The organism is Caldichromatium japonicum (genome assembly GCF_011290485.1).
GTDB lineage: Bacteria > Pseudomonadota > Gammaproteobacteria > Chromatiales > Chromatiaceae > Thermochromatium > Thermochromatium japonicum.
This window is the reverse complement of record NZ_CP048029.1, coordinates 2,912,136-2,933,432: the sequence shown is the minus strand read 5'-3', so window position 1 is coordinate 2,933,432 and position 21,297 is coordinate 2,912,136. Positions and strand designations below refer to the sequence as shown.

29 protein-coding genes and 1 pseudogene are annotated in these 21,297 nt (G+C 61.0%); 21 read left to right on the top strand and 9 right to left on the bottom strand.

Annotated features, from left to right (window positions below; genetic code table 11):
• Positions 1 to 3 precede the first annotated feature (3 nt).
• The 9 genes from GWK36_RS14335 to GWK36_RS14295 all read left to right on the top strand — a co-directional run bounded on the left by GWK36_RS14335 (position 4) and on the right by GWK36_RS14295 (position 5,102).
• On the top strand, positions 4 to 1,533 hold the full coding sequence (locus GWK36_RS14335; RefSeq protein ID WP_166272161.1) for a carboxysome shell carbonic anhydrase: 1,530 nt from the start codon (positions 4 to 6) through the stop codon (positions 1,531 to 1,533).
• Positions 1,530 to 1,775, top strand: coding sequence for an alpha-carboxysome shell vertex protein CsoS4 (csoS4, locus tag GWK36_RS14330; RefSeq protein ID WP_166272159.1), 246 nt, complete (start codon positions 1,530 to 1,532; stop codon positions 1,773 to 1,775). The genes GWK36_RS14335 and csoS4 overlap by 4 nt, the downstream gene beginning before the upstream one ends.
• A gap of 2 nt (positions 1,776 to 1,777) precedes the next feature.
• Positions 1,778 to 2,023 (top strand): carboxysome peptide B, encoded by a 246-nt coding sequence (locus GWK36_RS14325; RefSeq protein ID WP_166272157.1) that lies wholly within the window; start codon positions 1,778 to 1,780, stop codon positions 2,021 to 2,023.
• A gap of 68 nt (positions 2,024 to 2,091) precedes the next feature.
• The gene (gene csoS1, locus GWK36_RS14320; RefSeq protein WP_166272155.1) at positions 2,092 to 2,406 is read left to right on the top strand and encodes an alpha-carboxysome major shell protein CsoS1; all 315 of its coding nucleotides are present in this window, start codon (positions 2,092 to 2,094) and stop codon (positions 2,404 to 2,406) included.
• Between the two features lie 62 nt (positions 2,407 to 2,468).
• A complete protein-coding gene (gene csoS1, locus GWK36_RS14315) occupies positions 2,469 to 2,792 on the top strand; it encodes an alpha-carboxysome major shell protein CsoS1 (RefSeq protein WP_166272153.1) in 324 nt (107 codons plus the stop codon).
• Between the two features lie 63 nt (positions 2,793 to 2,855).
• Positions 2,856 to 3,344: a ferritin-like domain-containing protein gene (locus tag GWK36_RS14310; protein ID WP_166272151.1), complete on the top strand. Its 489-nt coding sequence runs from the start codon at positions 2,856 to 2,858 to the stop codon at positions 3,342 to 3,344.
• Positions 3,316 to 3,609 (top strand): 4a-hydroxytetrahydrobiopterin dehydratase, encoded by a 294-nt coding sequence (locus tag GWK36_RS14305; protein WP_166272149.1) that lies wholly within the window; start codon positions 3,316 to 3,318, stop codon positions 3,607 to 3,609. Before GWK36_RS14310 ends, GWK36_RS14305 begins: the two co-directional genes overlap by 29 nt.
• A gap of 97 nt (positions 3,610 to 3,706) precedes the next feature.
• The gene (locus GWK36_RS14300; RefSeq protein WP_166272147.1) at positions 3,707 to 3,901 is read left to right on the top strand and encodes a hypothetical protein; all 195 of its coding nucleotides are present in this window, start codon (positions 3,707 to 3,709) and stop codon (positions 3,899 to 3,901) included.
• A 199-nt stretch (positions 3,902 to 4,100) separates the two neighbouring features.
• Entirely contained in the window at positions 4,101 to 5,102 is a 1,002-nt protein-coding gene (locus GWK36_RS14295) for a LysR family transcriptional regulator (RefSeq protein ID WP_166272145.1), read from the top strand.
• A 133-nt stretch (positions 5,103 to 5,235) separates the two neighbouring features.
• Here GWK36_RS14295 and GWK36_RS14290 read toward each other — a convergent pair whose 3' ends face one another.
• The 3 genes from GWK36_RS14290 to GWK36_RS16195 all read right to left on the bottom strand — a co-directional run bounded on the left by GWK36_RS14290 (position 5,236) and on the right by GWK36_RS16195 (position 6,986).
• Entirely contained in the window at positions 5,236 to 5,538 is a 303-nt protein-coding gene (locus GWK36_RS14290) for a TusE/DsrC/DsvC family sulfur relay protein (RefSeq protein WP_166272143.1), read from the bottom strand.
• 81 nt (positions 5,539 to 5,619) lie between these two features.
• Complete coding sequence (locus GWK36_RS14285; protein ID WP_166272141.1) at positions 5,620 to 6,393, bottom strand: DUF3050 domain-containing protein; 774 nt, start codon at positions 6,391 to 6,393, stop codon at positions 5,620 to 5,622.
• Positions 6,394 to 6,689: 296 nt separating this feature from the next.
• Positions 6,690 to 6,986 (bottom strand): integrase core domain-containing protein, encoded by a 297-nt coding sequence (locus GWK36_RS16195; protein WP_166268979.1) that lies wholly within the window; start codon positions 6,984 to 6,986, stop codon positions 6,690 to 6,692.
• On the opposite strand from GWK36_RS16195, the gene GWK36_RS14275 reads away from it, so the two are divergent.
• The 6 genes from GWK36_RS14275 (at position 6,978) to GWK36_RS14250 (ending at position 10,747) form a co-directional block, all read left to right on the top strand.
• Entirely contained in the window at positions 6,978 to 7,382 is a 405-nt protein-coding gene (locus GWK36_RS14275; RefSeq protein ID WP_166272139.1) for a methyltransferase C-terminal domain-containing protein, read from the top strand. The genes GWK36_RS16195 and GWK36_RS14275 overlap by 9 nt on opposite strands.
• A 22-nt stretch (positions 7,383 to 7,404) precedes the next feature.
• Positions 7,405 to 8,514 carry a DegT/DnrJ/EryC1/StrS family aminotransferase gene (locus tag GWK36_RS14270; protein ID WP_166272137.1) on the top strand — a complete coding sequence of 370 codons (1,110 nt, stop codon included), beginning with the start codon at positions 7,405 to 7,407 and terminating at the stop codon, positions 8,512 to 8,514.
• Positions 8,507 to 9,172 (top strand): acetyltransferase, encoded by a 666-nt coding sequence (locus tag GWK36_RS14265; protein ID WP_166272135.1) that lies wholly within the window; start codon positions 8,507 to 8,509, stop codon positions 9,170 to 9,172. The genes GWK36_RS14270 and GWK36_RS14265 overlap by 8 nt, the downstream gene beginning before the upstream one ends.
• 30 nt (positions 9,173 to 9,202) lie before the next feature.
• Positions 9,203 to 9,985 (top strand): cephalosporin hydroxylase family protein, encoded by a 783-nt coding sequence (locus GWK36_RS14260; RefSeq protein WP_166272133.1) that lies wholly within the window; start codon positions 9,203 to 9,205, stop codon positions 9,983 to 9,985.
• 237 nt (positions 9,986 to 10,222) lie between these two features.
• Complete coding sequence (locus GWK36_RS14255) at positions 10,223 to 10,441, top strand: hypothetical protein (RefSeq protein ID WP_166272131.1); 219 nt, start codon at positions 10,223 to 10,225, stop codon at positions 10,439 to 10,441.
• A gap of 21 nt (positions 10,442 to 10,462) precedes the next feature.
• Positions 10,463 to 10,747, top strand: coding sequence for a hypothetical protein (locus GWK36_RS14250; RefSeq protein WP_166272130.1), 285 nt, complete (start codon positions 10,463 to 10,465; stop codon positions 10,745 to 10,747).
• Positions 10,748 to 10,874: 127 nt separating this feature from the next.
• Here GWK36_RS14250 and GWK36_RS14245 read toward each other — a convergent pair whose 3' ends face one another.
• The 3 genes from GWK36_RS14245 to ampD are packed head-to-tail and all read right to left on the bottom strand — an operon-like array spanning position 10,875 to position 12,886.
• Positions 10,875 to 11,771 (bottom strand): energy transducer TonB, encoded by an 897-nt coding sequence (locus tag GWK36_RS14245; protein WP_166272128.1) that lies wholly within the window; start codon positions 11,769 to 11,771, stop codon positions 10,875 to 10,877.
• The gene (locus GWK36_RS14240; protein WP_166272126.1) at positions 11,768 to 12,316 is read right to left on the bottom strand and encodes a pseudouridine synthase; all 549 of its coding nucleotides are present in this window, start codon (positions 12,314 to 12,316) and stop codon (positions 11,768 to 11,770) included. The genes GWK36_RS14245 and GWK36_RS14240 overlap by 4 nt, the downstream gene beginning before the upstream one ends.
• 3 nt (positions 12,317 to 12,319) lie before the next feature.
• Positions 12,320 to 12,886 (bottom strand): 1,6-anhydro-N-acetylmuramyl-L-alanine amidase AmpD, encoded by a 567-nt coding sequence (gene ampD, locus GWK36_RS14235; RefSeq protein WP_166272124.1) that lies wholly within the window; start codon positions 12,884 to 12,886, stop codon positions 12,320 to 12,322.
• A gap of 66 nt (positions 12,887 to 12,952) precedes the next feature.
• On the opposite strand from ampD, the gene nadC reads away from it, so the two are divergent.
• Positions 12,953 to 13,837 carry a carboxylating nicotinate-nucleotide diphosphorylase gene (nadC, locus tag GWK36_RS14230; protein WP_166272122.1) on the top strand — a complete coding sequence of 295 codons (885 nt, stop codon included), beginning with the start codon at positions 12,953 to 12,955 and terminating at the stop codon, positions 13,835 to 13,837.
• Positions 13,838 to 13,915: 78 nt separating this feature from the next.
• On the opposite strand, the gene GWK36_RS14225 is transcribed toward nadC, so the two are convergent.
• Entirely contained in the window at positions 13,916 to 14,833 is a 918-nt protein-coding gene (locus GWK36_RS14225; protein ID WP_166272120.1) for a DnaJ C-terminal domain-containing protein, read from the bottom strand.
• Positions 14,834 to 14,991: 158 nt separating this feature from the next.
• Here GWK36_RS14225 and GWK36_RS14220 point away from each other — a divergent pair, with 158 nt between their 5' ends.
• Together GWK36_RS14220 and GWK36_RS14215 are read left to right on the top strand one after the other, a co-directional pair.
• Positions 14,992 to 15,429: a hypothetical protein gene (locus GWK36_RS14220; RefSeq protein WP_166272118.1), complete on the top strand. Its 438-nt coding sequence runs from the start codon at positions 14,992 to 14,994 to the stop codon at positions 15,427 to 15,429.
• A gap of 47 nt (positions 15,430 to 15,476) precedes the next feature.
• The gene (locus tag GWK36_RS14215; protein WP_166272116.1) at positions 15,477 to 15,971 is read left to right on the top strand and encodes a hypothetical protein; all 495 of its coding nucleotides are present in this window, start codon (positions 15,477 to 15,479) and stop codon (positions 15,969 to 15,971) included.
• Positions 15,972 to 15,975: 4 nt separating this feature from the next.
• Here GWK36_RS14215 and GWK36_RS14210 read toward each other — a convergent pair whose 3' ends face one another.
• Together GWK36_RS14210 and GWK36_RS14205 are read right to left on the bottom strand one after the other, a co-directional pair.
• Positions 15,976 to 16,413, bottom strand: a complete 438-nt coding sequence (locus GWK36_RS14210) for a methyl-accepting chemotaxis protein (protein ID WP_246237861.1) — start codon at positions 16,411 to 16,413, stop codon at positions 15,976 to 15,978.
• Between the two features lie 131 nt (positions 16,414 to 16,544).
• Entirely contained in the window at positions 16,545 to 16,871 is a 327-nt protein-coding gene (locus tag GWK36_RS14205) for a hypothetical protein (protein ID WP_166272112.1), read from the bottom strand.
• 163 nt (positions 16,872 to 17,034) lie between these two features.
• Between GWK36_RS14205 and GWK36_RS14200 the strand changes: the two are divergent.
• The 3 genes and pseudogenes from GWK36_RS14200 to GWK36_RS14190 all read left to right on the top strand — a co-directional run bounded on the left by GWK36_RS14200 (position 17,035) and on the right by GWK36_RS14190 (position 21,192).
• Positions 17,035 to 18,232, top strand: a pseudogene (locus GWK36_RS14200) (IS256 family transposase).
• Positions 18,233 to 18,744: 512 nt separating this feature from the next.
• Positions 18,745 to 20,295 (top strand): 2-isopropylmalate synthase, encoded by a 1,551-nt coding sequence (locus GWK36_RS14195; RefSeq protein WP_166272110.1) that lies wholly within the window; start codon positions 18,745 to 18,747, stop codon positions 20,293 to 20,295.
• A gap of 9 nt (positions 20,296 to 20,304) precedes the next feature.
• The gene (locus GWK36_RS14190; RefSeq protein WP_166272108.1) at positions 20,305 to 21,192 is read left to right on the top strand and encodes a uracil-DNA glycosylase; all 888 of its coding nucleotides are present in this window, start codon (positions 20,305 to 20,307) and stop codon (positions 21,190 to 21,192) included.
• Positions 21,193 to 21,297 lie beyond the last annotated feature (105 nt).

Genomic DNA, 21,297 nt, shown 5'->3' with positions numbered 1-21,297 from the left:
GCCATGCGTATCCGACCCAAGCCGCAGTTGCGCCGCCGCATCCAGACTCTGAGGCGGTCGACTTATCTATCCGCTCAACCCTTGTCAGCGGCGAGCGAAGAGCCAATGTTGGCTGCCTTGAGAAGGCTGGATCGCAGCGGTCAGCATCCCTTGACCCGCGCGGATGAAAATCAGCGGCTCTATGACTATGAACAGCGGGTCAAGGGGGCCTTCGCCCGCATTGTGCCGTCGCTCAAGATCATCGCCGCCCGGCTGCCGGATGAAGGCTTCGAGGACTGGGCCCAGGTACAGGCGCGGCAACTGCTTGGGTTCCAGTTGCCTCAGAACTTGCTCGAGGATGCCTGGGTGAGTGGGCTTGATCGGCGCGCGCTCTTCGCCCATGCCACCTTCGAGACCTTCAGGGCGGTGAGCGACGAGTATTTCCGCGCCGACCCCTTGGGCGATCGCGCCCAATCCGAGTCATTCATGCGCTTTTTGCTCGAGTGTGGTTTTCATGCGATGAATGTGACGCCTTGCTCGGATGGGCGTCAGGCGCATGTCATCCGCTATGTGTTGCGCCTGCCGATAGGGGCGGTCCAGCGCCGCGCCAATGCGGGTGCGATGTTCGATATCGAGGAGGCCCTGGGGCGTTGGTCGAATGTCGAGCTCAGGCGCTTTCGCGAAGGACTGCCCAATACCGCGGATAGCCCGACCCGTTATCTCAAGGTGCTGGTCTATCACTATAGTAGCCACGACCCCGAGCATGAGGGCTGTGCCGCGCATGGCAGCAATACCCGCGAGGCGGCCAAGGCGGGGCGCGAGCAACTGCGCGCCTTCCGCGAGGCAGTGGAAAACACCTATTGCTGCGGGGCCTCGATCGAGGTCTTGCTCCTAGGGGTGGATACGGATACCGATCGCTTGCGCATCCATTTGCCCGATGCCCAGGGTGAGCCAGATCTCGATCGATTTATCGATGCTGGCGCGCTCTATGGCGAGACCCTCCACCTCGACCCCGATGGCGCGCAGGCCCTGATCCGCGAACGCCTCGCCCATCCGGCGGATGGACCGGCACCGCCGCTGGGGATGCAGCGCCTGATGGCGCGGCTCATCGAGGGCAACATTTCGCAGCTTGATTATGTGCGCGCCTATCATGGCGGCCAGTATCCAGATATCGGGCACGAGGAGCGCTTCATCGGTGTGGGGATGGACTTCCCCGAGATCCATCTGCGCAACCTCACCTATTTTAGCTTCTTGCGCACCCTGGAGGAGGGGACCTGCAACCTGGACGTCGGGATCAAGATCTTCAAACGCCTCCATGTATCCCACGGTCTGCCGATCCCGATCGTCATCCGCTCCGAGTATTCGGGTCAGGTCCCGGGAGCGCGCGAACGGGCGATCAGTCATTGCGAACGCTTGGATTCGGCCATCGCCCAGCGCTATCCGGATCTGGTCATGGATGGTTTGCTCTATACCTATTGGACAATCCGCGATAGCCAGGGCGGGAGTCTTGAGCCGGTCGGCGGTTCGCTGGTCGGCGGGAGGCGAGCAACATGAAGATCTGTCGTGTCGAAAAACCTTTGGTGGCCACCAATCGCATCGCAGCACTCGAGCACCGCCATCTCCAGGTGGTGCGGGATGGCAAGAGCCTTCTGGTCGCGGTCGATGCCGTCGGCTGCACCCCGGGCGACTGGGTGATTTGTGTCGGCAGCTCGGCGGCGCGCGAGGCCGCAGGTCACAAGGAATATCCAAGCGATCTGACCATCGTCGGCATCATCGATCACTGGGAGGAGGACTAAGAATGGACATCATGCAGGTCGAGAGCCCCTTGGTCTGCACCCGTCGCGTCCCCGGACTACAACAGGTGTCGCTGCGGGTCTTGCGCGACGCTCAGGGCAAGCGCGCCGTCGCAGTCGATACCATCGGCACTCATCGCGGCAACTGGGTCTTTACCATCAGCGGCTCGGCGGCGCGGGTCGCTATCGGCACCCAGGTGCTCACCGATCTTTGCATCGGCGGCATCATCGACCGCTGGGAGACCGACTGATCCCTGAATCCATATCGATTTTCAAACGATTGACCCAAAACCCAACCTGAAACAGAGGAGTCACGACCATGGCTGATGAATATTACGGGATCGCGCTCGGGATGATCGAGACGCGGGGCTTGGTGCCGGCGATCGAGGCTGCCGATGCCATGACCAAGGCTGCGGAGGTGCGCCTGATCGGGCGCGAGTTCGTCGGCGGCGGTTATGTCACGGTGATGGTGCGCGGCGAAACGGGTGCGGTGAACGCCGCGGTGCGCGCGGGGGCCGATGCCTGCGAGCGGGTGGGGGATGGGTTGGTGGCGGCCCACATCATCGCCCGTCCGCATCGCGAGGTCGAGCCGATCCTCCCTAAGGGGCGGTTTTCCGACAAAGAGACGACCTAAAGGCCATAGGGTACGCCTTGCGTACCCTATCCAAAATGCACGGTGAAAGAGGTGAGAGATCTATGCCCTCGGAAAGCTATGGGATCGCGCTCGGGATGATCGAGACGCGGGGCTTGGTGCCGGCGATCGAGGCTGCCGATGCCATGACCAAGGCTGCGGAGGTGCGCCTGATCGGGCGCGAGTTCGTCGGCGGCGGTTATGTCACGGTGATGGTGCGCGGCGAAACGGGTGCGGTGAACGCCGCGGTGCGCGCGGGGGCCGATGCCTGCGAGCGGGTGGGGGATGGGTTGGTGGCGGCCCACATCATCGCCCGTCCGCATCGCGAGGTCGAGCCGATTCTGCCGGTCAAGCCCGAGGACACCAACGGCCGCCACGGGCGAAAATAAGGCTAGGGTGCGCATTGTGTACCCTAGTGATGCCTAATAAAAGCGGGTGTGGGCAGCGAGCAGATGGTCGCCAATCCACGGGTCCTGGGCTATCTGGGTCGGGCGCTGAGCCATGAGCTTGCAGCCGTCCAGCAGTATCTGACCCATGCCGGGCTCGCAGAGCTTTGGGGGCTTCAGGAGGCCGCCGCCTATTTCCGGCGCGAGGCCGCCGAGGAACAGGTCCATGCCCAGCGCCTGATCGAGCGTATGCTGCAACTCGGCGCGATGCCCAATGGATCGCGCCTGACACCGGTCGAGGCGGGTCCCTCGCTTGAGGTGCTCCTTGAGGCCAACCGGCGGCTAGAACAGCGAGCGGTCGCTCTCTATCGCGAGGCGGTGGATTATTGCCTCCTAATTGGCGACCGGATCAACCGCGAGTTCTTTGCCGCGCTCTATGACGAGGAGCTCGATCATCTGCGTGAGTTTGCCGCTTGGCTGCAGCGTCTCGCCCATCCATCCATGCCGATACAGTCCGGAGGTATAGATGCAGACCAGCCCCTGGCAGCGCCGTGACCGACCGCCGTGCATCGAGCGCCGGATCGAGTTTGCGGACTACAGCGAAACCCGCGCCTTTCTCGATACCTTGGCCCAACTGAGCGAGGAGATGGGCCTTTATCCCGACATCAGCTTTGGGCGAACATATGTCAATCTGACGCTCCATCTCGATGCGCCGCAAGCGCAAGATCCAGAAGAGCGCGAACAGCGCATTGACCGCTTTTTGGCAGAGGTGGATCGCGCCCTGGATGGGCAAGGGGAGGATAGGGTAGGTACCCTTTAAGGGGTCCACGCAGGTTCTCTGCCGTTCCCTCAAGCCGTAGAGGGCGGCTCAGTGCGCACCCTGATCTCCAAGCAGATCTCCAGTAAGTGAGTGAGTGATGAACTCAGAGCCCAAACCGCAAGACGCTCAGCCCCAGGTGACGGTCGCACCCCCTGTTACGGTACCGTTCAAGCCAACACCCAAGGCTTCAGCTCAGCGCTCGGCCAAGCGGCCAGCGGGGCGCGCGCCAGGGCCGAGCGAATGGCCCTATGATGCCGGCTATCGCCTGGGGCAGCGGGTCTGGCCTGACTGAGAGGCAGGGGGATGGACATCCCTCGCTGCTCTGCCGGATCTGATCTCTCTGACACCGCCAAAATCAGGGTAGGCATTGCCTACCCTACCGGCGAAACATGAAAGAGGCAGGCAAAGGGGAGCAGCGGGGCACGCATGCCCTATCCTCCCTGAAAAAACGAGCTCTGTCTCACCCCATTGATGAGGTGTTCCAAGCTGCCATGGCCGATCCGACCCTCAACCTCGCCCGCCATGTCAGTCTGCGCCAGCTTCAGGTCTTTGCGACCATCGCCCGTTTGAAGAGCTTTACCAAGGCAGCCGATGAGCTCTATCTCACCCAGCCGACGGTTTCGACCCAGATCAAGCGTCTGACCGAGGCCATCGGGCTGCCGCTCTTTGAACAGATCGGGCGCCAGGTCTATCTGACCGAGGTGGGATGCGAGCTTGAAGCGGCGGTTAAGGAGATCTTCGGCGTCTTGGATCGCTTCGAGATGAAGATCGCCGATCTCAAGGGTCTGAAGCGCGGTTATCTCAGACTGTGCGTGATCACCACTGCCAAATATTTCGCCCCCGAGGTCTTGGGCCGTTTCTGCCAACGGCATCAGGGGGTCGATGTCGCACTCAAGGTGACCAATCGCGACACCCTGATCGAGCGCCTGCTCGCCAACAAGGACGACCTCTATATCCTGGGGCAGAACCCCGATCGCGACCTCGAGATGGTCACCCGCCCCTTTGCCCCCAATCCGCTTTATGTGGTCGCCCATCGCGACCATCCGCTCGCCTGTGAGCGCCAGATCCCACTGGCGCATTTGGCCGATGAATATTTCATCATGCGCGAGCCGGGTTCGGGCATCCGCGACTATGTGCTCAAGACCTTCACCGAGCGCGGCTTTAAACCGCGGGTGCGCATGGAGCTTGGCAGCAATGAGGCGATCCGCCATGCGATCTATGGTCAATTGGGGCTCTCGGTCCTCTCGCTCCATACCCTGGCCCAGGAACCCGAGCCCTCGCCACTGGTTATCCTCGACGTCCAGGGCTTTCCGCTCGAACGTCAGTGGTATATCGCCCACGCCAAGGGCAAGGAGCTGTCGGTGGTGGCCCAGGCCTTCATCGACTTTCTGGGCGAGGAGAGTATCCAGCTGCGCCAGCAGCTCGAGGACACCCGTATCCGGCTGAGCCGCCGCCATGAGGCGGTACGGACCGAGCGGGTCAGCGGCGATTGAGGGCACGACACCCGCGATGGTCAGGCGGGATCATGGACGCTGCCGGACAGGTGAGGGGGTAAGGCACCCCTTTGCTGGCGTCTTGCGAGCTGAAAGACGCCCTGGGCGCACCGATCCCCCAGGTGTTGCAGGATTAGACGCAGCCGGTCGGTTTGGGCAGGCCGCCCCATTTGCAGATCAGCTTCATGGGGCCATTTTTGAAGATGTCATAGAGCTCCTTGGTCGAGACCCCCTGACGCTTAGCAAAGATACGGATCGGCGGAACCACGCCGTTCTCTTCATACATGGCGCGTGCGGCACGGATGAAGTCCATGACCTGTGCGCTTATCTCGAAGCCGTCGTTGTCAGCGAGTTCGACCGCGACCTCTTCACTCCAGTCATCGCGGTTGAGTAGAAAGCCTTCGCTATCAACAGGCACGCTCAGGGCGACGCTCATGCAAATCTCCTCAAAAAAACCGCACTGAAAGGCAATACATGCAATGAGGGCCGCCTCAGGGTTTATCAATGGTCCCCGGGATCAAGACCTCGCCTGGATCGCCGCGAGTACGCCATCCCAGAAGCGAATGCGTGCACAGATCGCCTCTTCAGCCGCGGTTTCGGCCTCCTTAATGCGCTCGGGATCATCGCTGCACAGGGTCTCTAACAGGCGCATCGCCAAAGGTCCGTGGAAATCCTCATCGAGGTGGATATGGCGCTTGAGATAGGCATGGAAGATCGGCGCCTGCCCCTCGCCGATCCCCATCTGCTCGAGAAATCGCCGAAACATCGCGGGAATCAACGTCTCGCGTCCCAGCGCCAAGGCCGCGGCCACCAGATGCGGTTTGTCTTCGCGGATAAAGCAAAAGGTGGTCTCGCAGAAATAACGCGCCGGCAGTGGGACTAGGTCAGAATAGAGTGCCGCATCGAGATCGCTTGCGGCGACCAACTCTAGGAAACGCTGCGGGAGGGTACTATCGGCTCCGACCTCATCCATCGCCAGGCAGTAGAGCTCGAAATGGCTGGCATGGAGTACCTCACCGCCGGCCAGGGGCACGGCATCCGACTCCTCCTCCTGGACCAGTTGATTGATGAAATAGCGCAAGCTGGGGTCTGAAACCGGACGCCAGGGCACGGCGACAGGGGCGATAGTGCGCTGGAGATATTTGATCAGCGACATGAAGTCCCAGACCGAAAAGACATGATGCCGCATGAAGACTCGCAGGTCCTCGATGTCCTGGATCGCCCCATAGATCACATGGCCATCGAGCTGGGCGCGCAAGGGTTGAAGATGCTCGAGATTGAGCGCTGCCATGATAGACACCTCGCGATGGTTTGCGCATAAAGAACCGACTGTTCGGTCATAGCAGCTGATCCTAGCCGATTAGGGCCTCGTCCGCACGGGACAAAGGCGCAGCGCGCGGCGGATTGCGGTTGGATGAGATGCCCCAGAGAGTCAGGGATCTTCAACTGCTGACGCAAGCATGCGTTAAGGGAGTATATGGAAAAATATTCCGGCATTGAGCGCGCTGAAGCTCAGCGTTTGGGTCAAACAGCAAGGCTTGACGTACAAGTGTACTGCCCGCAGTTGATTGGACACTGATTTGCAGTTCATGCGGCCTTTTGGAGGGCATAAGCCTGCCGGGCTTCGAGGGGTGACATGAAGCCCAGTTTTTCGAGTCGCCAGTGGCGATTGTAACGATTCCTGAACTCGGTGACAGCCTGCCGGACTTCTTTAAGGTTGCAAAAGAGGCGTGCGTGGATGGCCTGCTCCTTCAGCGTCCGATTGAAGCGTTCGGTCACGCCATTGGTCTGGGGCTCAGCAACAAAGGCGAGGCTCTGGTCGATAGCCCAGAACGCGATCTGTTTCAGGAAGTCGTCGGCGGTGTATTGCGTGCCATGATCCATGCGCAGCTTGAGCCCCTTGCCAAACAGGTCTATTTACCCCAATTTCCTGTCCAAAAGAATCGCGGGCAGGGCATCATCGAACAAAAGCGCGCCGACAAAAAAGTCGCCGCCTATGGCGCTGCCGCCAAGGGTAATACCCTGCTCAACTTCGCTGGGATCAAGCCTGACCTACTCCCCTTTGTCTGCGATGCCGCCCCGGCAAGGCAAAACAAGTTCCTACCTGGCAGCCACATCCCCATCCTTGCGCTCAGCGTTCTGATGGATTTCGCGCCCGACTACCTGCTCATTCTGCCGTGGAACATCGCTGAGGAGGTGCGTGAGCAAAATGCAGCGCTGGCTGCACGGGGGACGCAGTTCGTCACGGCTGTGCCGCATTTGACCATTACAAGTTGTTGAATAAATGAGTCAACTACTCCCGATGAACCAGCGTATCCTGTACACCAAACCTTCCATCACCGAACTGGAAGTGCGCTACGCCACCGATGCCGCCGCGAACGGCTGGGGGGAACATTGCTACGACTACATTAACCGGTTTGAGTCTGCCTTCAGGCAGCACCTCGGTGTGCAGTACGCCATCGCCACATCGAGCTGTACTGGCGCGCTGCACATGGGTTTGGCTGCCCTTGGAATCAGGCCCGGTGAAGAGGTGATCCTTGCCGATACCAACTGGATTGCCACTGCTGCCCCCATCGTTCATCTGGGAGCGAAACCGGTTTTCGTCGATATCCTTGAAGACTCCTGGTGCATCGATCCTGAGCAGGCTGAGAAAGCGATCACGCCGCGCACCAAGGCCATCATTGCGACCCACCTCTACGGCAATCTGTGTGAAATGGATCGCCTTTTGGCGATTGGTGAAAAACACGGCATACCCATCATTGAAGATGCTGCTGAAGCGATTGGCTCCATCTACCACGGCAAACGCGCTGGCAGTATGGGGCGATTTGGTGTCTTCTCCTTTCACGGCACTAAAACCATCACTACCGGTGAGGGGGGCATGTTCGTCACCAACGATGCCGACCTCTATGAACGTGTGCTCACGTTGAGCAACCACGGTCGTGCACGCGGGCAGACTAAGCAATTCTGGCCCGATGTCGTCGGCTTCAAATATAAGATGTCCAACCTGCAGGCTGCTATTGGCTGCGCCCAGATGGAACGCATCGGGGAGCTCGTTGCACGCAAGCGTGAAATCCTCGCCTACTATCGCGAACGCTTGGAAAAACTACCCGGCGCATGCCTAAACCCCCAATCTGAAGGAACCGTCAATGGCGCCTGGATGCCGACAGCCGTTTTTGCACCGGAAACGGGAATTACCCGCGAAAAACTGCTAGCAGCTTTCTCAAAAGACAACATTGACGCACGGGTCTTTTTCTGGCCGCTCTCCAGTCTTCTCATGTTCGACCAAAAACCTGCGAACTACCGCGCGTGGGATATTCCGAAGAGAGCGATCAACCTACCCAGCTATCACGACATAACCGAGAACGAACTTGATCGGGTCTGTGCCGTAATACGGAGCATGCTAAGTGACTGATTGCAAGCGCTACGTTTTGTGGGGTAGTGCAGGGCATGCGAAGGTGCTAGACGAGGCTATCCGCGCTGTCGGTAGTAAAGTCATTGCTTTATTCGACAATGATCCCAATGCACAGCCAGCTTTGCCGAACATACCGTTAATAGGAGGGAAGCAGGAGCTGACTAAATGGCTCCAAAACGCGCAGGACCCTCATGGCATTTACGGGCTCGTGGCCATTGGAGGAAACCGTGGGCAGGATCGACTGCAGCTGCAAGAATTGCTGGCGAATCACGGCCTGCGTATCGAGGCTTTAGTCCACCCAAGATCGTTTGTCGCGGACAGCGCCCGCATTGGTTCCGGATCACAAATCTTGGCGATGGCTGTCATTGCCGCAGATGTAACCCTCGGATCCGCATGTATCGTCAATCACAAGGCTTCAATCGATCATGAGTGCCGTGTCGGCGATGGTGTACATTTGGCACCGGGTGCGACTTTATGTGGCTGCGTGACCATTGAACCTTTCGCCATGATTGGGGCGGGAGCCGTTGTCCTACCTAGATTGCATATAGGCCGAGGCAGCATTGTGGGTGCCGGCGCTGTTGTTACGAGAGACGTACCAGATGGCGTCGTCGTTGCTGGCAACCCCGCAACTATAAGACGGTCTTTACCAAGCATCTAAAATACTTAGTTTCAAAAAGGAAATGAGCCAATGTCACCAAATGATGAATTCAAGCACGAATGCCGCTTTGAAATTGAAGCCCAAGGAAATAACCAGCTTCTTGCTGTTACCACGCATAATTGGATAAAAATAGCGAACAAAGGGAAGTATTCCTATCACTTCGAGTGGTTGGGTCGCCCCATTATCCAGTACCCGCAAGACATCGTTGCGATGCAGGAGCTCATATGGCAAATCAAGCCAGACCTCATCATCGAAACCGGCATCGCCCATGGCGGCTCATTGATTTTTTATGCCTCCATGCTCGCCCTGTTGGATATGTGCGAAGCCATCGAAACCGGCGCCGCCCTCGACCCCAAACAATCCAAGCGCAAGGTGCTGGGCATTGACATCGAGATCCGCCCTCACAACCGGGAAGCCATCGAAGCCCACCCAATGGTGTCACGCATCCAGATGATCGAAGGTTCCAGCATTGCCCCCGAGATCATCGAGCAGGTGAAAGAAGCAGCACGTGGTTATCAGCGTGTGCTCGTCTGTCTCGATTCCAACCACACTCACGATCACGTCCTGGCTGAGCTTGAAGCCTATGCGCCGTTGGTGAGCCTGGGGAGCTATTGCGTCGTCTTCGATACGATCGTCGAAGACTTACCAAAGGAACTCTTCCCCGATCGCCCGTGGGGCCCTGGCAACAATCCGAAAACAGCGGTGTGGGAATATCTGAAAAACCATCCAGAATTTGAAATCGACAAAAGCATCCAGCACAAACTCCTAATTACGGTCGCGCCGGATGGATATTTGAGGCGGATAAAGCTATGAACAGCGCGCTAAATCAAATATCCGGCCATCGGAGCCTACGGACCGATCGGCATGTTTGCTGTATTGCAAGCTTGGCTTAGCCGTGCCGGACACGGGGATGAGCCCCACGCCCGGTCGCGAGATTGTAAAACGGGTCTGTCCCCCTTGGGAAGCTGTTACCCCCGGTTTCATTACGCCTGAACTCAGGGGCAAAGGGTAAAATCAAAAGGAAACCCTCACGAACGGGAGCACCATACCATGACCACCGCTACCGATATCTCCTGGGACGACCTCAAGGCGATGATTTTGAGCCTTGCTGAACAGGGCAAGGAAACCGACCGCCGCATTCGTGCGCGCAAACGCCAGTGGGGGCGCTTGGGCCAATTTGTGCAGGACAGGGTGGAGCCTGCCGTGGTGCGCCTCTTTCAGGAACAGAGCATTCCGGTGCATCGGGTGAGGCCCAACGTCCGGGCGTAGGATGATTCGGGCCAGACGACGATGGAGATCGACCTTTTGGTGATCAACGGCGATCATGCCATTGCGCTGGAGTGCAAAAGCCGCCCGACGACAGACGATGTCGACGAACACCTTGCGCGCCTTGCCTATTTCAAAGCAGCCTTGCCCGAATACGCCAATAAGCTCCTTCATGGCGCAGTCGCCACGATGGGTGCGCCGGATGAGGGGGTGCGCTACGCCGAAAAGCAGGGGCTCTATGTGCTCGTGCAGGCCGATGGCGACGTGGTGCTCAGAAACCAGCCAGGGTTTGCGCCGCGCACGTGGTAGGTGCGGAAATCACGCCGGTGGAGAGGAAGGCTCTGGCCGCACTCGCAAGAGTGCGGCGAAACCGGCCTCGGTGCAGCAGACATCAGACCTGTCCTCTTGGGACAGTTTGAGCAACGGCCTCATCGAATCAATCGAGCTGGAATCGGATCGGGATCTGTATCGCCCAGGTGGAACGGTGCAAGAGCGGCGGGATTGGTTGGAAGCGTCCAAGCTGCTGGACGGCGTTCAGGGCTGCCTGATCGAGGGCGCGGTGGCCTGACCCCTGGATGAGCTGGATACCGGTCAACCGCCCGTCGCCCTGGATGGTCAATCCTAGGGTCACTGTTCCGGTATGACCCAGACGCCGTGCCTCTTCGGGATAGCTTTGCTGGCGGGCGATGGCCGCGGCCAGGGCCTGGAGATAGGTGCGTTCGTCTGCGGCGCGCCGGCTGATGGGCGCTGTGCCGGATGCAAATGCAGAGACTGGGCTGTCACCAGATTGGCTCGCCTGTTGCGGATTCGCTCGGTCCATAGCCCCGGCGTTTGCCTGATGCAGGCGGGTGGGCGGGCGACGCTCGACGCGTGGACCTCGAAGATGGGCAGGCGGGTGCCTGGTCTGGTGTGCCGGCGGCGCGAGCGGACGGGGTTTTGGCTGGGCCATTTCATGTTGGCTTTGGGACGAAGGGATCTGGGGTGTGCGTGTATCCTGAGAATGAAGAGGCGCCGCAGATGTAGAGGGCGGTTCAGCAGGTTCGATCAGGGATGTACTGCCTGCCCGAGCTGCTGTGCTCTCTACAGCGGTAGGATGCTGGGAGACCAGTTCGAGCGCAAGCGGCGCGCCCTGGGGCCGGCCCTGGATCGTTCCCGCCCGCGGTGGCAGGAAGGCGGCAAATCCGTGCAGTGCCGCCGAGATGAGCAGGGCCAGGGTTAGGCCGTGCGGGGTGCGATCTGGAGGGACGCGGCCAGAGTGAGCAGGGCTTAGCCCCCCCATCGCCCTGGCCGCCCCGCGCTGCACCACACCGGGGGGGGGAGGGCCAGGGGTCATGGCCGATCGACCCGTTTGCTCTGACCGATGACCCGATAATCGCCGGGCGCAAGGCCCGCAAGCCGCCAGGGGCCAACCGCCACCCGCACCAATCGCAGGGTGGGTAGCCCCAGGGCTGCGGTCATCCGCCGCACCTGACGGTTGCGCCCCTCGCGGATCATGAGCTCGATCCAGGCAGTGGGGACCGTGCGCCGGACACGGATCGGCGGATGGCGTGGCCAGAGCTCGGGTTCGGGGAGCATGTGGGCGCGCGCCGGTCGGGTGGGTCCATCATTGAGTATGACACCGCGCCGCAGGTGTTCGATCTGCGTCGGACTGGGGATGCCCTCGACCTGCACCCAATAGGTCTTCCAGAGCTTGTGGCGCGGGTGGGCGATGCGCTGCTGGAGCGCGCCCTCATCGGTGAGCAGCAAGAGCCCCTCGCTGTCCTTGTCGAGCCGGCCAGCCGGATAGATGCGGGGTATCGGGATGAAGTCGCTGAGATTGGGTCCCTCGCCGCTGAACTGACTCAGCACCCTGTAAGGCTTATTAAACAGCACCAACATCCTCTAGCCGCCAAGCAAACGTCGGTAGAACGCCCAATCGAAATACGGCCCTGGGTCAGTCTTGCGCCCGGGGGCGATGTCGGCGTGGCCGGCGATCCGGTCCAGGGTGATCCCTGGATAGCGCTGCATGATGGCGCGGGTACAGGTGACCAGGGCCTCATATTGCACGGCGGCGAAAGGGGTCACATCGCTCCCTTCAAGCTCGATGCCGATCGAATAGTCATTGCAACGCTGGCGTCCCGCAAAGTGCGATAGCCCAGCATGCCAGGCCCGTTGTTCGCAAGGGACATATTGGATGACTTGACCATCACGCCGGATGAGCAGATGCGCCGAGACCGGATTGGCGGCGATGGCGGCGAAATAGGGATGTGCCTCTGGATCGAGTCGGTTGAGAAAGAGGTCATCGATCCAGGGGCCGCCGAACTCACCTGGCGGCAGGCTGATGGCATGGATCACCAGGAGATCGATGACCGTCCCGCACGGTCGGCTGTTCTGATTGGGCGAGGGGCGGCGTTCAGCGGTGTTCAACCAGCCTTCGGCGTCGATATATGGTATGGCATCGGGAGGCATGCGCATCATGCCTCAAAGTTTAAGTACACTTGAAGCCGGTGAATGTTCTCAGGGTCAATCATCATCATGCTGTATTCCGTGGAGAGCCGTCCTGTCCAGTTGCCGTTCGACCCGGTGCGCGACCGCCCGCCGCAGGAAAAAGTCTTCGTCCAGGTGCGCGCGGCGCTGGAGGAGGACCTGGGTCCGGGCGATCCCTCTGCCGCGCTCATTCCGGCTGAACGCCGGGCATGTGCCGAGCTCATCAGCCGCGAGCGGGCCGTTTTGTGCGGCGCGCCCTGGTTTGAGGCGGTGTTCAAGATGCTCGACCCGCAGGTCGAGATCCGCTGGGCGGTTACAGAGGGTGCCTCGATCGAATCAAACCAGCGCCTCTGCAGGATCGAAGGACAGGCACGTGCCCTGCTTACCGGCGAGCGCACGGCCTTGAACTATCTGCAAACCCTCTCGGGGACCGCGACCCTGGCCAGATGCTATGCCGAGGCAGTGGCTGGGCTGCCGGTCAGGGTGCTGGATACCCGCAAAACCCTCCCGGGCTTGCGTCTCCAACAGAAATATGCCGTGCGCTGCGGCGGCTGTCACAATCACCGGTTAGGTCTCTTCGACGCCATCTTGATTAAGGAAAACCATATTCGCGCCGCCGGTTCGATCCCAGAGGTGCTAGCCGCAGCGCGGGCAGCCCATCCCGCTTTGCCTATCGAGATCGAGGTGGAAGACCTGGATGAGCTGGCCTTGGCGCTCGAGGCTGGCGCGAGCCTGATCCTCCTCGACAACTTCAGTCTGGATATGCTCAGGCAGGCCGTGGCCCTAACCGCAGGCCGCGCTCTGCTCGAGGCCTCGGGTGGGATCGGCCTGGACAACATCCGCACCGTGGCCGAGACTGGGGTCGATTGCATCTCGATCGGGGCGCTGACCAAGGATGTGCGCGCCATCGATCTGTCGCTGCGTCTTCTTTAGGTTAGGCCGATCGACCCCCTCCCTGCTGCCCCCCTCAATCCCGCTCTTCAGGGAGAGCAAGGCCGCCCTCAGAAGGCGCTAGACACCGAGGTGGGCGCGTGGGTCAAAGCTGAGGGTCTCGGCCATCCGCTGGTAGAGCTCGCGCGCGGTCTCGCTGGTGGCGGGCGGGGTGTGGATCTCGATCTGGACGATCGTGTCCCCGGGTGGGCTTCCCGGCAGGCCACGTCCCTTGAGCCTGAGTTTACGCCCAGACTGCGAACCTGCAGGGATCTTGAGATTGACCGGTCCATCCAGGGTCGGTGCCTTGACGGTGGCACCCAGGGCCGCCTCCCAGGGGGTCACTGGCAGGCGCAGATGCAGATCGCGGCCCTCGAGGGTATAAAGCGGATGGGGCTTGATCTCGATTTCAAGATAGAGATCCCCCGCAGGCCCACCATTGCGTCCAGGTGCGCCCTGTCCTGCTAACCGGATACGGCTGCCGGCGGTGACGCCGGCGGGGATGCGCACATTGAGCGTCTTGGGATGGGTGTGACCTGGACCGTTGTCCTCGGGCTGATCGACCCGGATTTGGCGGGTCGCCCCTCGATAGGCGTCTTCTAGGTCGATGACAAGCTTGATGGTCTGATCCTGACCGCGTTCCGGGCGCAGGCCCTCGCCGCGAAAGGCGCGACCGAAGATGCTAGCGAAAAAGTCGCTGTAATCCCCTGGTGAGCCATCAACCTTGAACTCAAAATCCCGCCAAAAGCCGCCTGGCGGCGGGCGGAACTCCTCGCCCGCCCGCCAGTTGCTGCCGAGAGCGTCGTAGGTGGCGCGCTTTTTGGGATCCTTGAGGACCTCATAGGCCTCGTTGATCTCTTTAAAGCGGGCCTCTGTGTTGGGTTCCTTGCTGACATCGGGATGATATTTGCGCGCCAGTTTGCGATAGGCGCGCTTGATCTCATCGACTGAGGCCGTGCGCGGTACACCGAGGATCTTGTAATAGTCCTTGTACTGCATCTTAGGGTCTTGGCGTGACACGGATAGGTATGATAATCGGGGTTGCGACCTAAACTGGCAAGTGCAGCCAGGGCAGGGCCCCATCTTTTGATGGGATTGCGCATCAAGGCCGATGATCCTCTGCTTTGGCGAGGTCGGCCAGGCCGGCGACCGGGGGGATGCCGATCACTGCGAGTCTCTATCCAGTTATCTGTCTCGGCTGCCTGCGCGAGCGGTGTCGGATCGAGCCGGCCCAGTTCTTCGGCCAAGCGCGGATAGGGGCACAGATACCCGAAGGACGAGAAGCCATTGGCGAGGAGGGGTGCCGCAACAGCGATGGCGAGGACGATGGGCAGGGGCTGACGCAAGGTGATGGGGACCCCTTAGTCGGTGCTATAGCCGATGCGAAAACCGCCCCAATGGCGGCCCTTGACGTAGATCGGTGTCGAGATGTCGTGCATGATCTCGCCGGTGTCGCGGCGATAGGTCTGCAAGAGGAAGGGCGTTTCGTGCGCGCTACAGCGCTTGCCAACCGGATCGTCGAAGAAGATGCGCTTGGTGCGGTTCCAAGCGTGTCTTTCGCCTCGTCGCCGTCGCCCGTCAGCGGCTGGCTGTAACGCTGATTGTGGGTCGGCACATAACCATTGAGGTCGCAGGCGACCGCGTGGGCAATGCCGCGCTCCTTATCGAGCAGCGGCTCCTGTACGACCGGCAAGAGCCGGTCGGTCAAGGCATCGAAGCGCGTGTGATATTTCTGCGGCTGGGTGTCCGGGATGGGGATGTAGTCGTGATCGAACAGATCCTCGAGCCGGATCTCGCCGCGATCGACCGCCGCCTTGAGCAACCGTCCCACCTCAGTGGCCGCCTTTTGCACCAGCGCCGGCATACGCGCATGCAAGGCCAAGGCTTCCTCGCCGCGGCAGCCGAGCCTGAAGATGGTGCCGATCTCCTCGAGATTCGTCGCCAGCTCATCGAGCTGGCGTGCCTCTTTGAGCATCTGGTTGGCGCTCCCGCTGTTACGCTCGGCGACCGCCATGATGTTGTTGACCAGTTCGGCGACCTGGTGGTCCGTTGCGCCTGTACCTGCGCGGCCTGCGCGATCCGTTCGATTTTCGCCGTCGTCTCCTCCGCGCCGCAGTTGATGAGTTCAAGCGACTAGCGGCTTAGCGCGCTAGCTCGGCACCGTTTCTTGCCTGTGCCGAGCCGTCGCGGATCACCGCGATGGCGTTTTGCGTCTCGCTCTGGATCGCGCCGATCTCGCCGGTTGCCGCGCTGGTGCGCTCGGCGAGCCTTCTCACCTCATCGGCGACGACCGCGAAGCCGCGCCCCTGCTCGCCGGCGCGTGCCGCCTCGATCGCCGCATTCAGGGCGAGCAGATTGGTCTGGTCGGCGATCTCGCGGATGGTATGCGCGATGCCGGAAATCGCTTCGGAGCGCTCGCCCAAGGCGGCGACGACCTGGGCCGACTGTTCGACCGAGCAGGCAATGCGCTCGATCTCGGCGGAGGCCTCTTCGACGATCTGCGCGCCGTGCGCCGATTGCGCCCTGGCCTGCAAGGCGATCTGCGCAGTCTCCTCGGCATCTTTTGCCGCCTCGCTCATGCCGCCCGCCATCTCGGCGACGGCCTCGGTCGCGGCGTTTTGTCCCTGTGCACTGCGCGCCGTATGTTTGGCCTCGTACATCAGCCTGTCGGCCATCTTGGCCACCTGATCGGCATTGAAGACGATGCGCGTCATGATAGTGTGGAAGGTGGCCAACAGGCGGTGGCGAGCGGGGCGATCGGGCTGGCCGGCGGCGCGGTCACCTCGCGCGTCAGATCGCCATCGCGGCGCGTCGCGGCGACGGCCTGGTGCAAGAGTTCGAGCGGCCGCCCGAGGCTGCCTGACAGAATCCACACCGGCACGAAGACGGCCACCAGGCCCAGCAGGACAGAGTAGACAATGATCCCGGTGCTCAAGGGCGCCCCCGCGAGATAGACACCGCCCACGGCCGCCCCTGCCACAGCCAGCCCAGTCGCGAGAAGGCCAAGATGCACCTGCATGGAAATGCTTACCCTCACCTCACCCCTCCCTTCAGGCGTGTTCTGTTTTATCGTTTTTTAGGCAGTGGCAGGTAGTGTGCCGACTTATGTGCAAAAGCGTCTGCAGTTAGCAAGCAGGCGGGTGGTCATGGTGAGGGGTTGATTGTCGAGATCGACCTTGAACCCTGAAGGAGTGCAAACCATGACCACAGGCAAGATTAAGAGGAAGTTGTCGGCAGTGGAAGCGGTGGCGGGCGACCGTGACCTGATGAAGGCGCTGCTGAAGGAGGCGCTCTAGGCAAGTGCTGGAAGGCGAGATGACCGAATTTCTGGGGGCGGCGCCGGGCGAACGGACAGAGCGTCGCAACGGCTAGCGTGCTGGCGACTCAAGCCGCGGTCTGGTGACTCGGATCGGCAAGCTGGAGTTGCGCGTGCCGCGGGACCGGAGCGGCGAATTCTCCACGGCCTTGTTCGAGCGCGATGCCAGGAGCGAGAAGGCCCTGGTGGCGGCCTTGGCCGAAAGGTATGTGCAAGGCGTCTCCACCCGCAAGGTCAAGGTTATCACCGAAGAGCTCTGTGGCCACAGCTTTTCGGCCAGTGCCATCAGCAGCATCAACAAAGGGCTTGACGAGTCACTGGCGCGGTTTGCCAACCGCCCCCTGGACGAAGAGCCTATCCTTACCTGATCCTCGATGCCCGTTACGAGAAAGTACGGGATGCGGGCGTGATCAGCCACCGGGCGGTACTGATCGCCATCGGCATCAATTGGGAAGGACAACGCCAGGTGCTCGCCGTCGAACTGGCCAATCGGGAAAGCCAGAGCAGCTGGAAGGACTTCCTGACCCGCCTGAAGGAGCGTGGCCTGTCCGGTGTCGAATTCGTCGTTGTCCTTCGACCATGCGGGCCTCAAGAAAGCTATCCGCAAGGTGCTGACCGAAGCCGCCTGGCAGCGCTGCTCTGTGCATTTCCTTGAGGATGCCCTGGACGACCTGCCTCGGCGCGCGGACGACGATTGTCTTCAGGAGCTACGCTGGATTTACGACCGCCGCGACATCCAGGAGGCCCATCGTGACCTCTCGGCCTGGATCGCCAAATGGGCGGGCAAGTATCCGAAACGGGTCGATTGGGTGGAAGCGAACATCACCGAGACGCTGACCTTCTACCGATTGCCGCGCGCCCACCACAAGCACATGAAGCGCACGAACATGCTGGAGCGGCTCAACGAGGAGATCAAGCGCCGCACTCGCGTGGTGCGGATCTTCTCTAACGCCGAGTCCTGCCTGCGGCTGATCCGCGCGCTGTGCGTCGAAACCCACGAGGCGTGGCTTAAGGACAGCCGTTACCTGAACAGGATGCTGCTCGCGGAGCAGAAAAAGGAGGCATTGCGACTGGCCGCCTGAGGCAACCGCGCAGTTGGCGCCGCTGCGGGCTACGCCCGTTGTGCCGCCAACTGCGCAAACAGGATCAACCATTTACCCGACCACGATTTTGCACAACTTGACGCACACAACTCGGTAGTAATCATACAGCACCGGACGAGATCGAGGCCCAATACCGGGTAGACATTGCCCAGAGTTGGGCGGACTGGCACCCCTCTCGGCCAGGGACGCAAACGGGGCATGTGGATCAGGACACCTCGTCTACCGCCGCTGGCCTTCTAAACAGGTTGCGGCCTGGGGGATCGACGGACAGCGTGTTGTTCCTAGCCGCCCCTGTGAGGTTGCCTAAGGGACCAGACAGGGAGGGCAGGGTACACAGGCCCCTTCTGCAGACATCTCCATGGACCCCTATTGGGATGGCCAAAGGAATCACAGACAGGGCTGCGCCTAAGCCAGCAAGCTTGTTTTGAGATGGCTTGCACCCTATTCTGGACAGCAGGTAGCACTTGAGTTTGGATCCTCGAGAGACCGCCATGACCGCCAAAGAGCATCTGATCATCTTCGATACTACCTTGCGCGACGGCGAACAGAGCCCGGGCGCCTCCATGACCCGTGACGAAAAGGTACGCATCGCCAAGGCACTAGAGAAGCTGCGGGTGGATGTGATCGAGGCGGGCTTCCCGATGGCGAGCCCAGGGGATTTCGAGGCGGTCAGGGCGGTCGCTGAAACCGTCAAGGACAGCCGTATCTGCGGACTGGCGCGGGCGCTCGATGCCGACATCGATCGCGCCGGTGAGGCGCTCAAGGGCGCAGCGGCCCCACGCATCCACACCTTTATCGCCACCTCCCCCATCCACATGGAAAAGAAGCTGCGCATGAGCCCTGAGCAGGTGCTCGCCCAAGCGGTCCATGCAGTCAAACGCGCCCGCCGCTATACAGATGATGTCGAGTTCTCGCCCGAGGACGCGGGACGTTCCGATATCGATTTTTTATGCCGGGTGCTCGAGGCCGTGATCGAGGCCGGCGCGCGCACGGTCAATATCCCCGATACCGTGGGCTATAACATCCCCGACCAGTTCGGTACGCTGATCTCCACCCTGCGCGCGCGTATCCCTAACTCGGATCTGGCAGTGTTTTCGGTGCATTGCCATAATGACCTGGGGCTGGCGGTGGCCAACTCCTTGGCTGCGGTGCGCAATGGGGCACGCCAGGTTGAGTGCACCATCAATGGTCTAGGGGAGCGTGCGGGCAACGCCGCCCTCGAAGAGATCGTCATGGCGGTACGCACCCGTCAGGACCTCTTCGACTGCGATACTCGCATCGATACCACCCAGATCGTCAATTGCTCACGCCTGGTCTCTGGGATCACGGGATTTCCCGTCCAGCCCAACAAGGCGATCGTCGGCGCCAATGCCTTTGCCCATGAGTCAGGGATCCATCAGGATGGGGTGCTTAAGCATCGCGAGACCTATGAGATCATGCGCGCCGAGGATGTCGGCTGGACCCAAAACCGCATGGTGCTCGGCAAACACTCGGGGCGCAACGCATTCCGCGCCCGTCTTCAGGAGCTCGGGATTATCATCCACTCCGAGGAAGAGCTCAACGCCGCCTTCGCCCGGTTCAAGGAACTGGCCGACAAGAAGCACGAGATCTTCGACGAGGACCTCCAGGCCCTGGTGACCGATGCCACCCTGGATGCGGCCAACGAGCGGGTGAAGCTGGTGTCGATGCACGTCTGTTCCGAGACCGGCGAGGTCCCGACCGCTGCCCTAGTGCTACTGCTCGATGGCGAGGAACATGCGGGGACGGCGACCGGCGGCGGACCGGTCGATGCGACCTTCAAGGCGATCGAGGCCCTGGTCCAAACCGGTGCAACCCTGCGGCTTTACTCGGTCAATGCCATCACCAGTGGGACTGATGCCCAAGGCGAGGTCACGGTGCGCTTGGAAAAGGGCGGGCGGATCGTCAACGGCCAGGGCGCCGATACCGACATCCTAGTCGCCTCGGCCAAGGCCTATATCAATGCCTGCAACAAGCTCCTCTCTCCCATCCAACGTGCCCATCCGCAGGTAGCCGACGTCTGAGGGCGGGTTGTGGACGAGGAGCGGCGCCGTGCCTATCTTGCGGCCATTGGCATCCGCCTGTGGGAGCGACGGGTGTCTTCGGCTCTGCCGGTTGGGGCAGAGGTGCTCGCATCGCAGATCTCTGCACCGTCCCTGCAGCCGGCAGCCTGGACCCAAGGTGCCCTGCAGCCCACCGAATCGCCTTCGCCCCTTTCCCTCAAGCCTGAGTTGGGGGATAGGGGGCGAGCCCAGCTGATGTTCTCCGCAGCGCTGGCGGGGCAGGGCGCGCCTGGTATCTGGCGAACGGAAGGCATGGATTGGGCCGAGCTTGAATCCGCCGTGCGCATCTGTCGCGCCTGCCGGTTGTGGGAGACGCGCACTCAGACGGTCTTCGGTATCGGCAACCGCCAGGCCGAACTGATGATCATCGGTGAGGCGCCAGGGGCCGATGAGGACGCGCGGGGCGAGCCCTTCGTCGGGCGTGCGGGCCAATTGCTCAACCTTATGCTCAAGGCGATCGGATTGGCGCGCGATCAGCTCTATATCGCCAATGTGCTCAAATGTCGCCCGCCCGGCAACCGCGACCCGCGCCCCGATGAGGCGCTTGCCTGTCAGGGCTATCTCAATCGTCAGATCCAATTGGTCGCGCCCCGGATCATCCTGGCGCTAGGCCGTATCTCGGCCCAATATCTGCTGCATACCGACACCCCGCTCCACCGGTTACGCGAGCGTTGGTTCGACTATGGGCCAAGGCAGATCCCCTTGCGGGTGACCTATCATCCGGCCTACCTCTTGCGCTCACCAGAGCAGAAGGCAAAAGCCTGGGATGACCTGACTGCCGTCAAACGCCGCTTGTCAGAGGAGATACCAGCGGCGATGACCCAGTCAGCTGGATATTTAGATCAGAATTTTCTATGATTTTTAGAAATGTAATCGGAAAAAAATTTTTTATATTTAATTATTTTCTTATAGACTCCACCGCGTGGTCGAGCAGTACTGGCCACGCATACTGCCAACGACAAC